General features: G+C 69.8%; 13 protein-coding genes. 7 read left to right on the forward strand and 6 right to left on the reverse strand.

Translation table 11 applies throughout. The features are described 5' to 3' along the window. Positions 1–5 precede the first annotated feature (5 nt). Positions 6–1,169 carry a glycosyltransferase gene (locus tag ACVCMG_RS12420; RefSeq protein WP_447101501.1) on the reverse strand — a complete coding sequence of 388 codons (1,164 nt, stop codon included), beginning with the start codon at positions 1,167–1,169 and terminating at the stop codon, positions 6–8. A gap of 247 nt (positions 1,170–1,416) precedes the next feature. Here ACVCMG_RS12420 and ACVCMG_RS12425 point away from each other — a divergent pair, with 247 nt between their 5' ends. The 7 genes from ACVCMG_RS12425 to ACVCMG_RS12455 all read left to right on the forward strand — a co-directional run bounded on the left by ACVCMG_RS12425 (position 1,417) and on the right by ACVCMG_RS12455 (position 8,586). Next, positions 1,417–2,091 (forward strand): polysaccharide deacetylase family protein, encoded by a 675-nt coding sequence (locus ACVCMG_RS12425; protein ID WP_447106860.1) that lies wholly within the window; start codon positions 1,417–1,419, stop codon positions 2,089–2,091. Next, complete coding sequence (locus ACVCMG_RS12430) at positions 2,088–3,254, forward strand: hypothetical protein (RefSeq protein ID WP_447114260.1); 1,167 nt, start codon at positions 2,088–2,090, stop codon at positions 3,252–3,254. The genes ACVCMG_RS12425 and ACVCMG_RS12430 overlap by 4 nt, the downstream gene beginning before the upstream one ends. A gap of 70 nt (positions 3,255–3,324) precedes the next feature. After that, positions 3,325–4,257 (forward strand): class I SAM-dependent methyltransferase, encoded by a 933-nt coding sequence (locus tag ACVCMG_RS12435; protein ID WP_447114261.1) that lies wholly within the window; start codon positions 3,325–3,327, stop codon positions 4,255–4,257. Between the two features lie 260 nt (positions 4,258–4,517). Then, on the forward strand, positions 4,518–5,582 hold the full coding sequence (locus tag ACVCMG_RS12440; protein WP_447114262.1) for a glycosyltransferase family 2 protein: 1,065 nt from the start codon (positions 4,518–4,520) through the stop codon (positions 5,580–5,582). A 77-nt stretch (positions 5,583–5,659) separates the two neighbouring features. Further along, on the forward strand, positions 5,660–6,769 hold the full coding sequence (locus tag ACVCMG_RS12445; RefSeq protein ID WP_447106856.1) for a GNAT family N-acetyltransferase: 1,110 nt from the start codon (positions 5,660–5,662) through the stop codon (positions 6,767–6,769). A gap of 15 nt (positions 6,770–6,784) precedes the next feature. Continuing rightward, positions 6,785–7,780 (forward strand): polysaccharide deacetylase family protein, encoded by a 996-nt coding sequence (locus ACVCMG_RS12450; RefSeq protein ID WP_447106855.1) that lies wholly within the window; start codon positions 6,785–6,787, stop codon positions 7,778–7,780. Further along, positions 7,777–8,586 carry a glycosyltransferase family 2 protein gene (locus ACVCMG_RS12455; protein ID WP_395120362.1) on the forward strand — a complete coding sequence of 270 codons (810 nt, stop codon included), beginning with the start codon at positions 7,777–7,779 and terminating at the stop codon, positions 8,584–8,586. Before ACVCMG_RS12450 ends, ACVCMG_RS12455 begins: the two co-directional genes overlap by 4 nt. A 10-nt stretch (positions 8,587–8,596) precedes the next feature. Here the strand turns inward: ACVCMG_RS12455 and ACVCMG_RS12460 are convergent, their stop codons facing one another. Genes ACVCMG_RS12460 through ACVCMG_RS12480 form a run of 5 tightly spaced genes read right to left on the reverse strand, consistent with a single transcriptional unit; the run spans position 8,597 to position 14,197 of the window. Further along, on the reverse strand, positions 8,597–10,297 hold the full coding sequence (locus tag ACVCMG_RS12460; RefSeq protein ID WP_395120361.1) for a hypothetical protein: 1,701 nt from the start codon (positions 10,295–10,297) through the stop codon (positions 8,597–8,599). Beyond that, the gene (galE, locus tag ACVCMG_RS12465; protein ID WP_447114263.1) at positions 10,294–11,286 is read right to left on the reverse strand and encodes a UDP-glucose 4-epimerase GalE; all 993 of its coding nucleotides are present in this window, start codon (positions 11,284–11,286) and stop codon (positions 10,294–10,296) included. The genes ACVCMG_RS12460 and galE overlap by 4 nt, the downstream gene beginning before the upstream one ends. Further along, the gene (locus ACVCMG_RS12470) at positions 11,283–12,113 is read right to left on the reverse strand and encodes an alpha/beta fold hydrolase (RefSeq protein ID WP_447114264.1); all 831 of its coding nucleotides are present in this window, start codon (positions 12,111–12,113) and stop codon (positions 11,283–11,285) included. Before ACVCMG_RS12470 ends, galE begins: the two co-directional genes overlap by 4 nt. Next, positions 12,110–12,886: a serine aminopeptidase domain-containing protein gene (locus ACVCMG_RS12475; RefSeq protein WP_447114265.1), complete on the reverse strand. Its 777-nt coding sequence runs from the start codon at positions 12,884–12,886 to the stop codon at positions 12,110–12,112. Before ACVCMG_RS12475 ends, ACVCMG_RS12470 begins: the two co-directional genes overlap by 4 nt. Before the next feature lie 3 nt (positions 12,887–12,889). Then, positions 12,890–14,197: a hypothetical protein gene (locus ACVCMG_RS12480; RefSeq protein ID WP_447097946.1), complete on the reverse strand. Its 1,308-nt coding sequence runs from the start codon at positions 14,195–14,197 to the stop codon at positions 12,890–12,892. Between the last annotated feature and the right edge of the window lie 50 nt (positions 14,198–14,247).

Below are 14,247 nucleotides of genomic sequence, written 5' to 3' on the forward strand. Positions count from 1 at the left end.
CTGATTCATGCCTGCTTGCGTGCAAGCGCCGATGATACTTCGCGCAACACCTCGTCCACGCGGTTGTCCCACGTTTGTCCGGCCACCGCGGCCACGCGCGCGTCGGCTGCCGCCGGCGTGTCGTCCCGCAGCGCCCGATCCAGACCGTGCAGGAAGCCGTCCCGGTCCGCCGCGATCTCGACCCAGCGCGCGAACTTGTCGATCTCCGGCTGGCTCACGCTGACCACCGGCTTGCCGGTGGCCAGGTACTCGCGCACCTTCAGCGGATTGGCGTTCGCGACCTGGCGGTTGTGCCGGTACGGGATGATCGCCACGTCGAATGCCTTGGCCCAGCGCGGCAGCTCGCGGTACGGCTGAGCGCCGACCAGCCGCACGTTGTCCAGCGCGCGCAGGCGCGACACGTCCACGGCGGCGTGGCCGACCAGCAGGAAGCTCCACTGCGGGCGCTCGCGCGCCAGCCATTCGATCAGTTCCAGGTCGATCCATTCGTGAAGGGAGCCGAAATAGCCCACCACCGGGTGGACGAGCTCCCGCGCCGCGGCCGGCACCGCCGTGGCGGGGTCGCGCGCCTGGCCGAACAGGGCCGTGTCGACGCCATGGGGCGAGAAGCGAGTGGCTGGGTTGATGGCGCGCTTGGCCTCCAGCAGCGCCGGCGGGGCGACGAAGACGAGGTCGGCACGGCGGGTCAGATCCAGGTCGCGTGCGGCGATCAGCTCGCTGTCCACGCCCGGGTGCGCCGCGTAGTCGTCGATGCAGTAGTACACGCACAGGCGCTCGCCCAGCTGCTGCGCCAGGAAACCCGGGTGCGGCACCGCGAACCAGGAGATCGGCGTGACGTCGCCCAGCACGCGCATGGCGCGGCGCACCGCCCAGCGGCCGAACACGCGGTTCAGCCAGTCGACCCCCGGCACCCGCCGAAACGGCAATTGCGGCACGGTGCAATGCCACAGGTTGGGGCGCACCGGCACCGGCGCGCGCAGGGCCGCGCGCAGCTTGCGCCAGGCGCGGCGCAGGTCGCGCCCGCTGGCCTGCGGCGCGCGCATGCCGGGCGAGTCGACGTACAGCAGCGGTGCGGCATGGGCCAGGCGTTCGGCCACGTGATGGCTGCTGGTACGGTTTTCCGCGTACCAGTCGTTGCCGAAGTAGATCAGGCCATATCCCTGCAGCACGCGTCTCTCCGCGGATCGCAAACGTGGGTGTGTGGGCCGGCGCCGTGATCCCCGCGCGGCCGCCCGAAGGACGGCGGACATGCGAAAATCGCCCGGCTTGGTGCCGAATGAAGATATCCTGTGCGTCGGATTCGGATGGCGGCAGCAGCCCCTGCGCACGCCATCGACGACAAGGGTGGATTATGCCTGCAAGCAAGGATTTCTGCCGGTGCCGGCACAGCGTGCGCGGCAGCGACGGATGGTCGCCATGATCGGCTGGTTGAAGCGCATGCGGTTGCTGCGTTGCCTGCCCGCTGCGGTGGTACTCACCGCCATGCCTCCCGGCGGCGCCCGCGAGCTGTACCTCAGCTTCGATGACGGCCCCGACCCGCAATACACGCCGGCCCTGCTCGACCTGCTGCGGCAGCACCAGGTGCGCGCCACGTTCTTCCTGATCGGCAGCAAGGCCGAGCGCCACCCGCAGCTGGTACGGCGCATGCTGGACGAGGGGCACCGGCTGGGCAACCACTCCTGGAGCCATCCGGATTTCAACCGGCTGTCGCTGGCCGGGATGATGGACGAGATCGACCGCACCGACCGGGTGCTGCAGGCGTTCGATGGCGTGCGCCACCACGGCGTACGCCCGCCCAGCGGCGCGTTCTCGCTGGCGCTCACGCTGCGCCTCGCGCGCGAGCGGCGACGCCTGCTGTACTGGTCCTACGACAGCCTCGACTACCAGCGCCGGCCGCCGGCAGAACTGGTGGCGGCGATGCGCGCGCAGCCGCCGCGGCCGGGCGACGTGCTGCTGATGCACGACGACAGCGACTGCTGCATCCGCATGCTGGAGACGCTGCTGCCGCAGTGGCGTTCCGAGGGTTTCGAGCTCCGCCCGCTGCCCACCGGCGCCGACCTGGGCGCAACGGCTGAAGGAGTACACGCATGATCGTCGCCTGGCTGATCGCGGGTTTGCTGGCGCTGTGCGCCATCGCCGTCACCGTGGCGATCCGCGCGCGCAACATGCAGTACTGGCTGGGCGGCTACCTGTGCCGCCGGCGTCCGCCGGCGGTCGACGGGCCGATCCACGTGATGTTCTGCTTCGTCGACCATTTCGAGCCGGCCTGGGGCAAGGTCGACCTGGCCACCCAGCGCGCGCGCGTCGACCGCTGGTGCCGTGACTACCGCGCCCTCGCCGCGATGCACCGCGACGCCGACGGGCGGATGCCGCAGCACACGTTCTTCTATCCGGAAGAGGAATACCTGGAAGAACACCTGGACAAGATCGCCGCGCTCTGCGCGGAGGGCTACGGCGAGATCGAGATCCACCTGCACCACGACAACGACAACGAGGCCAACTTCCGCCAGACCATCGAGCGCTTCAACAACCTGCTGCACGAGCGCCACGGCGCGTTGCCGCGCGATCCGGCCACCGGCCAGCTGCGCTTCGGCTTCATCCACGGCAACTGGAGCCTGGACAATTCGCGCGCCGACGGCCGCTGGTGCGGCATCAACAACGAGCTGATCCTGCTGCGCGAACTCGGCTGCTACGCCGACTTCACCCTGCCGTCGGCGCCCAGCGACACGCAGACGAAAACCAGCAACGCGATCTACTACGCCACCGACGACCCGCTGCGGCCCAAGTCGCACGACAGCGGCGTGCCGGTGCGCGTGGGCGGCGCGCCCAGCGGCGACCTGATGATCGTGCAGGGGCCGCTGGGGCTGAACTGGCGCGAGCGCAAGTTCGGCGTGCTGCCGCGGATCGAGAACGCGGACGTGCGCCGCGGCTGCCCGCCCACGCCCGAGCGGGTCGACGCGTGGGTGAAAACCGGCATCCACGTCGAGGGGCGGCCGGAGTGGGTGTTCGTCAAGGTCCACACGCACGGCACCCAGGAGCGCGACATGGACACCCTGCTCGGCGACGCCGCGCAGCGCATGCACCAGCACCTGGAGCGCGCCTACAACGACGGCAAGCGCTACGTGCTGCACTACGTGACGGCGCGCGAGACCTACAACATCATCAAGGCTGCCGAGGCCGGGCATCGCGGCGACCCGCATGCGTTCCGCGATTTCCTGCTGCCGCCGCCACCGCACCGGCTTGCCGGGGCGTAGCGGCGCCGCGCTCGCGCGGATCACCGCGGCGTGGTCCCGGCATCTTCTCCGTCCTCGAAGGAGGAAACAGATGGACTGGCGCACGAAGGGAATGCTGCAGAAGGTGCTCGGCGTGATGCCGGGCGGCGCCGCGGTCCACTACCAGCTGCAGCGGCGGTTCGGCGGGCTGCGCGACTTCGATCGCGAGTTCGACATCAAGATCGACGACTGGCGGCTGATGGCCAACCAGCTGCGCGAAGTCGGCGTGCCGATGGCGGGCGCGCGGCTGTTCGAGATCGGCAGCGGCTGGTATCCCACCTTTCCGCTGTGCTGCTTCCTGGCCGGCGCGCAGCGCGTGGTCACCGTCGACCTCACCCGGCACCTGCGCCGCGATCTGCTGCGCGCCTGCGCGCGCGGGCTGGAGCGGCATGTCGCCCTGATCGCCGAGGTCGCCGGCCTGCCCGAGGCCGAGGTGCGTCAGCGCCAGCAGCAGTTGGCCGCCGCACTGGATCGATGTGCCGACCTGGCCGCGGCGACCGCCGGCGTGGTCGATTACCGCGCACCGGCCGATGCCGCCCGTACCGATCTGCCCCGGGACCATATCGATTGCGTGTTCTCCAACAGCGTACTGGAGCACGTGACGCCGGAGGCCATCGGCGGGATCTTCCGCGAGGCGATGCGCATCCTGCGCCCCGGCGGGATCATGTTCCACTCGGTCAACTGCGGCGATCACTACGCCTATGTCGACTCCCGCATCACCCAACTCAATTACCTGCAATACACCGATGCGCAGTGGCGGCGCTGGAACAACGCGTTTTTGTACCAGAACCGGCTGCGCGCCGACGTCTTCGTCGAGTTCGCCGAGGCGGCCGGTTTCGCCATCGTGGCCCGGGTGACCTCGCCGCCGGCCCGGCGCCTGCGCGAGCTGGCAGAGCTGAAGATCGCCCCGCAATTCGCGTCGATCCCGGCCGAGCGCCTGTGCGTCACCTCGATCGACTTCATCGCACGCAAACCGGTTGCCTGAACCGGGTCCGGGGGTGTCCGGCCGGTGCCGGCCGCGAGCCCGGATGAAGCGTGAAAAGCGATGCCCGGCGCTCTGGAAAACGCATACAATGACCCTGTTTCCGGGCGTTGCCCGAGCGCCTGCGGAGGTTCGATGCCCCGCGGCGGCCGGGAGGGATCGGCCGACGGTACGCGCGACAGGGGGCGACCGGCGCAGCAGGGATGGTGGCAGGCGAGTCGAGGCTTCGTGTTGTCACTGGATGCAGGAGTGGTCGGGTACCCATGGCACTGGTCAGCGTAGTCATCCCCACGTTCAATCGTGCCTATTGCCTGGCGCGCACGCTGGACAGCGTGCTTGCGCAGACGCACGCCGAGCTGGAGATCCTGCTCGTCGACGACGGCTCCACCGACGAGACGGCCGAACTCGTCCGGCAGCGCTACGGCGACGAGCCTCGCCTGCATTACATCACCCAGCCCAATGCCGGCGTCGCGGCAGCGCGCAACCATGGCCTGCGGCTGGCCCGCGGCGAGTTCGTGGCGCTGCTCGATTCGGACGATTTCTGGCAACCCTGGAAGATCGAGCTGCAGCTGCGCTGCATGCAGCAGTTCCCCGAGCTGGGCATGGTGTGGACCGACATGGAGGCGATCGATCCGAACGGGCGCGTGTTCAACCGCGCGTACATCCGCACCATGTACAGCACCTATGCGCTGTTTCCCCAGGATCAGCTGTTCCCGCACAGCGTCCCGCTGCGTTCGGTTGCGCCGTCGATGGAGGCGGTGGTCGGCACGGCATCCTTGCGCATGGGCATGATCTTTTCGCAGATGATCATGGGCAACCTGGTGCACACCTCCACCGTGCTGATCCGCCGCGAGCGGCTGGAGAAGGTGGCGGCGTTCGACGAGACCCTGCGCTATTCCGGCGAAGACTACGATTTCCATCTGCGCACCTGCCGCCACGGTCCGGTGGGTTTCGTCGATTTGCCCACCATCCAGTACCAGCGCGGCATGCCCGACCGGCTGACCCGTTCCGAATACCGCATCCACACCGCCACCAATTTCCTGCGCACGATCACTCCCTTCATCGAGTCCGCGCGCAGCGAGATCCACCTGCCCCGGCGGATGATCGAAGGCGCCCTGGCCGATGCCCACGAGTGGATCGGAGAGCTGCAGTTCGAGGCGAACGACATGGCGGCGGCACGCGCCCACCTGTTCGCCAGCATCCGCCACCGGTGGCTGCAGAAGCGGGCATGGGAGCTGTTCATGGGCTGCTACCTGCCGGCCGCGCTGCGCCACTGGCTCCAGGCCCACCGCCGGCATCTGCGCCAGCGCACGGTGGCGTCGCCATGACGGTGAGCCAGGCGCCGCCAGGCACGGGCGCGCCCTCGCGGACAAACGGTTTGCCGGAGTCAGCACCGAGCTTGCGCGTGATCGGGGACGTCGCCGCGTGGGACGCGATCCGCGCTGACTGGGATGCACTGCACCGGGCCAGCCCCACGGCCTCCACCCCGCTGGACTTTGCCTGGTTGCGCCATTGGTGGGACGTCTACGGCCCCGTGTATGGCCAAGGCGGTCTGCGCATCATCACGTTGTGGCGGGAGTCGCGCCTGGTCGGCGCGCTGCCGCTGTACCTCGACGTGGGTCGCGGCGGCCGACTCGGCGTGCGCTGCCTGCGCTTCCTCTCCACCGGGGAAGAGGAGTTCGAGGAGGTCTGTGCCGACTATCTGGACCTGTTGCACCTGCCCGGCGAGGACAAGGCCTGCGCGCAAGCCGCGTGGCGGGCGATCGACGCCATGGCCTGGGATACCCTGGAGCTGCTCGATCTCTCCGAACATGCGGCGCTGTTGCGCTGGCGCAGCGCCTTCCCTCGCCATGCCCGCCTGCAATTGTCGTCGCGCGGGGCCTGCCCGATCGCATGGCTTGGCGACGGCTTCGAGGCTTATCTGGGCAGCCTGTCGTCCAAGACGCGCAAGCACGCCCGCCAGTACCTGCGCGACGCCGAACGTGCCGGCATCGTGGCGGAGCTGGCCGATGCCGCCACGGCCGACAGTCATTTCGACGATCTTGTGCGCATCCACCAGGAGCGCTGGGTGGCGGCCGGTGAACCGGGTTGCTTCTCGGCGCCACGTTTCACCGGGTTCCATCGCGGCCTGGTGAGGCGGTGGACGGCAAGCGGGCGCGTGGTGCTGGCGCGGTTCTCGCACCAGGGCGGGACCTTTGCCGTGCTCTACGGTTTCGTGACCGGGCGCAAGTTCGACCTGTACCAGTTCGGCGTGGCGCCGCTGGATCCCGGCGTGGTCCGCAGTTCGGGTACTGCGGCGAACCTGCTGCTGATGCGGCAGCTGGCACAGCGCGGCATCGCCCACTACGATTTCCTGCGGGGCGTCAGCACGTACAAGAAATCGCTGGCCACCGAACAACGCCAGCTGTTTTGCGCGACGTGCCGCCGGCATACGGCGCGGGCACTGCTCGACCGCCTGCGTCAGCTGTGCATGCGCGCAATCCGCCGGTTCATCAAGCTGGTTTCGCCGGGCTGACCGCGGGGTGCTTCAATGAAAAAGGCCATCGCGTCACACCTGCTCTGCCGCAGCGGTTTGCGCCGGTTGCTGCACCGGACCGTGCGCTGGTCCGGCGTGCTCGTGCTCAACTATCACCGCATCGGCGATGCGCTGGGTACGCCGTTCGATCGCGGCCTGTGGAGCGCCAGCGCGGAGGCGTTCGCCGAGCAGATCCGCTTCTGCAGGACGGAACTGGAGATCATCGATCCGGCCGACCTGCCGCGGGTACTCGCGGCCAAGCGCGGCCGCTACGCGATGATCACCTTCGACGACGGCTATCGCGACAATTACCAGACGGCGTTGCCGATCCTGCGCGGCGAAGGCGTGAGCGCCACCTTCTTCGTCGCCACCGGTTTCATCGACGCGCCGAGCCTGCCGTGGTGGGACGAGATTGCCTGGATGGTGCGCACCAGCCGGCGCGAAGCATTGCAGTTGCCGGCTTGGTTGGACGCGCCAATCCGCTTCGACGAGCCGCAGCGCGAAGCCGCCGTGCGTCGGCTGCTGCGCAGGTACAAGGAAATGCCGGCGCAGGACACGCCCGCGTACCTCGATGCGGTGGCGGAGGCCGCGGGCACCGGCCGTGCCGATGCCCGCGCCGGTGATGCGCTGTGGATGGACTGGGACATGCTGCGCGAGATGCAGGCAGCGGGCATGACCATCGGCGGGCACACGGTGCATCACCCGGTGTTGTCGCGCATGTCGGCGCAGGGTCAGCGCGACGAGATCCAGGGTTGCGCGCGCCGGCTCGCCGAGGAACTGGGTGCGCCGATGCGCTGCTTCAGCTATCCCGTCGGCAACCGGGGCGCGTTCGACCAGATCACCCGCGACTGCCTGCGCGAAGCGGGCGTGGAGCATGCCTTCAGCTACTACGGCGGGCACGCCCGCTACGATCGCTGGGACGCCTACGACATCCCTCGCGTGGCGGTGGAGACGGAGCTGGACACCGACTGGTTCCGCTCCCTCGTGACCTTGCCGCAGCTGTTCGCGTGACGGCCGCGCCGACGACGACCGCTGTCCCGACGCCCGCGCTGGGCGGCGATCTGGTCAGCGTGGTGATGCCGGTGTACAACGCCGCGGCGTGGTTGCCGCGGGCGGTGGAGTCGGTGCTGGCGCAGAGCCATCGCAACCTGGAGCTGGTCGCGGTGGACGATGGTTCGCACGACGATTCGCTGGCGATCCTGCAGGGCTTTGCGCAGGCCGACGCGCGCGTGCGCGTGCAGCGCCAGCCGGCGAACGGCGGCGTGGCCGCTGCACGCAACGCCGCGCTGGCTGTCGCCCGCGGCAACTATGTCGCCTTCCTGGACGCCGACGACTGGTGGCACCCGGCCAAGCTGGAGCGGCAACTGGCCAGCCTGCGCGCCAGCGGCGAGCGCATCAGCTACGCGGCGTACTGGCGGGTGGCGGAAGACGGCCGGGTGCTCAGCCGGGTGGACCCGCCCGCGCGGCTGGAGCATCGCGACATGCTGGCCAGCAATTTCATCGGCAACCTCACCGGCCTGTACGCGCGCGAGCTGGGCGACGTGCCGTTCCGCCGGATCGGCCACGAGGACTATGCGTTCTGGCTGGAGCAGGTTCGCCGCGCCGGCGCGGCGGTGCGCGCGGACAGCGCCGAACCGCTGGCCTGGTATCTGGTGCGCGAGTCGTCGCTGTCGGCCAACAAGCTGCGCGCGGCGCGCTGGCAGTGGACGATCTATCGCCAGGTCGAGAAGCTCGGCTTGCTGCGCGCCTCGCTGTGCATGCTGCGCTACGTGTGGCACGCCTTCGCCAAGCGCAGGCGACCGCGCCGATCGCCCTGACCGACGCGCGTCAGGGGCGCGCCGGGGCGGCGCCGCTGCCCGCGTCTTGGCGCATCAGCCACTGCACCACGCCGGTGCCGCGGTGGTTCCAGTTGAAGCGTCGCGCGGTGCTGGCGTTGCGCGCGCAGGCGACGGCGTACGACGACGCCAGCGCATGCATGCGCCGGTCCAGCGCATGCTGCAGCTGCGGGTCGGTGCTGAAATAGCGGGCGGCGGCCACCGGCAGGGTCAGCTCCACGTTGTGCGAATCGCTGTACCAGCCGTCGGAGTTCTCGATGGCGACCAGCCTGGCCCGGTCGACGTGGGCCGACGACCAGTACCAGCTGATCTGGCCACCGGGTCCGCTGCACGGGTCGCGCCAGTCCTTGCCGACCGTGGCCACGGTTTTGGCGTCGATCCAGCCGTAGCGCTCGAGGTAGCGGCCGAACGCGGTGATCATCGGCGGGATGCGCGCGTCCCCGGTGGCCAGCCAGGCATGCCACAGGCCGTCGATGATGTTCTGCGTCATCCACGGCGAGCTGCCCGGCACGTCGGTGGCCGCGTCGTACGGGTTGCCTTCGTGCATGTCCCAGCTGCTGCGCCAGGAGCCGTCATTGCCCAGGCCGTCGGGATTGTGCTGCTGGTGCTGGTACAGCCAGCCCACGCGATCGCCGATGTCTTGCAGGTATTCGCGCTTGCCGGTGAGTTCCCACGCGCTGACGATCTGCAGCAGGCCCAACCCGGCCTGCCGTTCGGTGAAGAACTTCTGGGTGAGCCCGGTGTAGGGGCCGGCGGGAATGGTCCAGCCGCCGGTATCCCACGCTCCCACCATGCGTTCGACCAGTGCCGTGTCGTCCTGGCTGTCGTCGCCGGTGAGGCCGAGCGCGAGCAGGGTCGGCTGGATGTAGACGTACTTCGGGTCGCAGGGGTTCACCTCGCCCAGCTTGAAACCGCCGCCGCACAGCGGCCAGCCCGGTGCGCCGAAGCGGCGGATGTGCGCCATGTAGAAGTGGTAGCTCTGGACCGCGGCGGCGAGGTAATCGACGCGGCCGGTGCGCACGTACTGCTGGAACAGCGCGGTGGGGCGATCGAACAGCCACGCCGAACCGTCGCTGCGCGGAAGTTTGCGCGCCCAGGCGAACTGGGTTTCGAAGTAGCGGTCGTAGGCGCCGGGGGGTACCGCCGGCACTTGCGGGCCGGCGATCAGGGAAGCGGTCATCCATTGCGGGCTGAGCGTGGCCAGCACGCCCGGCACGCGCACGCCGTCGGCACCGTCCACCAGCTCGTCGGCGTAGGCCCAGCCCGGCGCGGCGGTCGCGGTGGCGCCGACCGGCGCGAGGGCGAAACGCAGCTGCGCGCTGTCGCCGGCCAGCGTGGCGTGGAACTGCGCGCGCACGGCGCGGATGCCGCCGCCGTCGAAATGCCAGCGCAACGTGGCCTCGACATGCGCCGGCACGGGCTGGCCGCGCGCGTCCTCGATGCGCACCCGTCGCGCGTCGTCCAGCATGCCGGGCGGGAACGGGATGCCGACAGTCACCGCCACCCGATCGCCGACGGCGCCGTGGCGATGCAGGGTGATCGTCTGCCACTGCGCGCCGATGCCGGTCGGCGCCAGCCGGGCGATCGGTGGCGGCGCGCTGGCGCCTTGCGCGTGCGCGGTCGCGAGCAGCAGGCCGAGGCCGGCGAACAGTGCGCCCAGCCGCCGGACGAAGCCGCGCGCTGCGCGTGTCACCGGGCCGCGTCCCGTGCCGCCAGCTGGCGTTCCCACGCGAGCGCGGTGCGCACGATGAACTCCAGGTCGTCGTGGCGCGGCGCCCAGCCCAGGCGCTGGCGCAGGCGGTCGGCGCGGGCGATCAGCATCGGCGGATCGCCCGCGCGGCGCGGCTGCTCGGTCACCTGCAGCGTCGCGCCGCTGACCCGGCGCACCGTCTCGATCACCTCGCGCACGCTGTAGCCGTGGCCGTAGCCGCAGTTCAGCGTCAGCGACTCGCCGTCCGTGCGCAGGTGGTCGAGCGCGCGCAGGTGCGCCGCGGCCAGGTCCTCGACATGGATGTAGTCGCGGATGCCGGTGCCGTCGGGAGTGTTGTAGTCGGTGCCGAAGATGGCCAGGCCCGGGCGCTTGCCCACCGCATGCTCGCAGGCAACCTTGAGCAGCAGGGTGGCGTTGGGTGTGGATTGCCCGATGCGGCCGAGCGGGTCGCAGCCGGCGACGTTGAAGTAGCGCAGGATCACGTAGCGCATCGCGCCGGCGGTGCCCAGGTCGCGCAGCATCATCTCGGACATCAGCTTGGAGCTGCCGTACGGATTGATCGGCTGCAGCGGCGTGTCCTCGTCGGCCACGCCGCTGGCCGGCGTGCCGTACACCGCCGCGGTCGAGGAAAAGATGAAACGGTCCACGCCGGCCTCGACGCAGCAGGCGAGCAGGTTGCGCGTGTTGCAGGTGTTGTTGCCGTAGTACTTCAGCGGGTCGCGCACCGATTCGGGCACTACCGTGTGCGCGGCGAAATGCATCACCGCATCCACCTTGTGCTCGGCCAGCACGCGTGACACCAGCGGCTGATCGCCCACGTTGCCCACCACCAGCTCGGCGCCGCGCACGGCGTCGGCGAAGCCGCTGACGAGGTTGTCCAGCACCACCACCCGCTCGCCGCGTTCGCTCAGCTGCTGCACCACGTGGCTGCCGATGTAGCCGGCGCCGCCGGTGACCAGGATCGTGCTCATGGATTGCTCCCGCCGGAAATCGGAAAATTGTCCCGCAACCATGTCGCGATGTCGTCCAGAAGGCGCTGGCGATCCACCTGCAGGGCGTAGGTGTGGTCGCTGCCGGCGAACAGGCGCGCGCTGATCTGCGGGCGGTCGGCTAGGCGCCCGAAGCACTCGCGGAACTGGCGCGGATGGTTGAAGTAGCGGGTCACCCCCCCGCTGTAGATGAAGTGCAGCCTGAGACCGCGGTCGAGCATGGTGGCCAGTTCCCGTTGCACCTGTTCGCGCGGCGGGAAACGTACCGCGAAGACGTCGTCGCCCTGGCTGGCGCGCGCCTGCAGGCTGCGGCTGATGAAGCGTTGCCAGCGCGAGCCGCTCCACAGCCGCGGCAGGTAGTGGCGCAGGCGAAAGCCCAGCGTGCGGTAGGCGTAGCCATCGAGGAAGACGGCGCCGGCCACGCGCGACTCGTCGAGCGCCACGCCGTGCGCGTTCTGCGCGCCGGAACACAGGCCGAGCAGCACGAAGCGGCTGCAGCCGGCGTGACTGGCGAGCAGGCTCATCGCGTCGGCGACGTCCGCCTTCACCTGCTGCGCTTGCGAGCCCGCTTCGTCGGCGGCGCTGCTGTCGCCGAGCGAGGAAAGGTCGAAGCGCAGGGTGGGATAGCCGTCGGCGTTCAGCCGCCGGGTGAGTTCCACGTGCAGCCGGAACGGCCCGACCCGGTGCACCATGCCGGCATTCAGCACGATCACGCCGACCGGCGCGGCAGGTGTCGCCGCATCGGGCAGCCCGGCCACGCCGACCAGGTGCTGCGCGCGGCCGAAGCGGAAGGCGCGTTCCGTGCTCATGCCGCCGCTCGCAGGTGGTCGCCGACGGCGCGGATCAGGTCGGGGGCGAGGATGGCGTGCTCCAGCCGATCCAGCACATCCCAACTGGCCGTGGACGACAGCGCGACGACCGCGCTGCCGGCGCCGAGCTGCGCGGGCCAGTCCGCATGCGTGGCGGCGGGCTGCGATGCGAACACGCGCACGGGAATCGTCGCCGGCGTCGCGCGCCAGCCGTCGAGCTGCCGGCGCAGGTCGGCGCCGACCGGAAAGCCCAGCCATTGATCGGCCGCGTCCTCGCGGCTGCGCGGCGCGGGGAAGCGCATCGGGTCCGCGCGCAGGGCCTCCTGCGCCGCGTCCAGCCGGGTCACGGATTCGTGGCCGTCCAGCAGCGGGTCCCACAGCAGGAGTTCCGCCAGGCGGCCGGCCGCGGCCGCTTCCAGCGCGATGGCGCCGCCCAGTCGTGCGCCGAAGCCGATCACCCGGCTGCAGCCGGAGCGTGCACGCAGTTCAGCCGCCGCGGCAACCGTGTCGGCCACGCAGCGGGTCCAGTCGCAGGCGTCGCTGGCGCCGGCCGAGTCGCCGGTGCCGAAATAGTCGAAGCGCAGCGCGGCGACGCCTTGCAGCGCCAGTGCATCGGCGAGCTGGCGGTACACGCGATGGCTGCGAATCATGTCCTGGCCCAGCGGCGGGCACAGCAGCATGGCCGTGCGCGCCGGCCCGGCGACCGGATGATAGAGACCGAACAGACTCTCCCCGCTACCGAATTGGCACGGTTGTGCCGGTTCGACGCGCATCCGTCACCTCCGGTAGGCCACGCCGAGATAGATCTCGTTGGCATGGTAGCTGGCGCCGACGGTGTCGCTGTGACGCACGCGACGGGTGAACGACGCGTTCCAGCTCCAGTGCTCGGTGCGCTGGGTGGCAAGGATCAGGCCGAAGTTGGTGGTGCGGTCGGTGCGCGCCATCGTGTTGTATTCCATCGACTCGGTGTTGCCGAACAGCGACAGCGTGGTGCGCGGGTGCAGTCGGTAGTCGAGGCCGAGGGTGCCGCCGCGGCCGCGCTGGCTGTCGGTGGGGTCGTTGACGTAATCGAAGTTGCGGTACAGCGGCGCGATGCGCAGGTTCCAGCGCGTGCCGACGTAGGTGTAGACCACCTCGTAGCGCCGCTCGGTATAGACCTGCGAGCTGATCACGGTGGCACCGGTGTTGATGTTCGACGGTGCCGGCGCCGATTCGCCGGGGTTCTGGTCGAGCTGGTTGATCAGGTCTTCCGCCGCGTCGCCGTACTGGCGCGCACCGCGCAGCAGCAGGGTGCTGTTGGGGGTCATGCGCCAGGCCACGCTCAGCCGCGCCAGCGGCGTGTTGATCGACTGCGCCTGGTCGAACGAGAGCCGTGACCAGCCCACCGAGGCATTGACGTCGAGCTGGCTGAGGCGGCTGACCGAACTGACGAACAGCTGGGTGCGGTTGTAGGCCGGACCGGCGTCGGCGTGGTCGAAGGTCACCCGCTCGGTTTCCGCGTTGGCCGACAGCGATGCGGTGGGGCTGAGATCCTTGAACAGGCGCAAGGCCAGCAGGCCGCGCGAGGAATCGAACTCGTTGGTCTTGGACGCGCGGCTGTCGATGTAGCGCAGTTCGGCCTGGCCGCGCACGGTCGGGTTGAGCCGGAAACGCAGGGTCGGGCCCAGCGTCAGCACGTTGGTCTGCTGCTGGTTGTCTGGCGCATTGCTGGAGAAGGTCGACAGCGGCTGCACGCTGGCCACGTCGCGCACGGTGAAATCCAGTCGCTCGGGCAGCACCGTCCAGTTCGCCTGGCCGGCGAGCTGGGCCAGCGTCTGATTATCGAAGGCGTGCGCCAGGTAGTCGCGGTACTCCAGGTTGCCGACCACGTCGGCCTGGAAGGTGGAGCCTTCCTGCTGATAGCTGAAGTCGAAGCCCGGGATCAGCATGTTCTGGCTGATCGGGTCGGTTTCGGTCAGGCCGATGTTGTCGCTGTGGCCCACGCCGACGCGCCAGCCGTAGTCGAACTGCGCCGCCGATGCGCCGGTCGAGGCAATGACCAGCATCGACCCCAGTACGCAATTGCGGGTGCGATATGTCGACATGTGTGCGTGCCCCCTTGTCTTGTCCATGATCGTCGAGCCCTGAACCTGCG

The organism is Rhodanobacter sp. UC4451_H18, from assembly GCF_052978225.1.

Excerpts from the sequence above, each read along its gene's own strand:
- ACVCMG_RS12425 (WP_447106860.1), top strand. The coding sequence starts at position 1,417 with ATGATCGGCTGGTTGAAGCGCATGCGGTTGCTGCGTTGCCTGCCCGCT.
- ACVCMG_RS12430 (WP_447114260.1), top strand. The coding sequence starts at position 2,088 with ATGATCGTCGCCTGGCTGATCGCGGGTTTGCTGGCGCTGTGCGCCATC.
- ACVCMG_RS12435 (WP_447114261.1), top strand. The coding sequence starts at position 3,325 with ATGGACTGGCGCACGAAGGGAATGCTGCAGAAGGTGCTCGGCGTGATG.
- ACVCMG_RS12440 (WP_447114262.1), top strand. The coding sequence starts at position 4,518 with ATGGCACTGGTCAGCGTAGTCATCCCCACGTTCAATCGTGCCTATTGC.
- ACVCMG_RS12450 (WP_447106855.1), top strand. The coding sequence starts at position 6,785 with ATGAAAAAGGCCATCGCGTCACACCTGCTCTGCCGCAGCGGTTTGCGC.
- galE (WP_447114263.1), bottom strand. The coding sequence starts at position 11,286 with ATGAGCACGATCCTGGTCACCGGCGGCGCCGGCTACATCGGCAGCCAC.
- ACVCMG_RS12470 (WP_447114264.1), bottom strand. The coding sequence starts at position 12,113 with ATGAGCACGGAACGCGCCTTCCGCTTCGGCCGCGCGCAGCACCTGGTC.
- ACVCMG_RS12475 (WP_447114265.1), bottom strand. The coding sequence starts at position 12,886 with ATGCGCGTCGAACCGGCACAACCGTGCCAATTCGGTAGCGGGGAGAGT.
- ACVCMG_RS12480 (WP_447097946.1), bottom strand. The coding sequence starts at position 14,197 with ATGTCGACATATCGCACCCGCAATTGCGTACTGGGGTCGATGCTGGTC.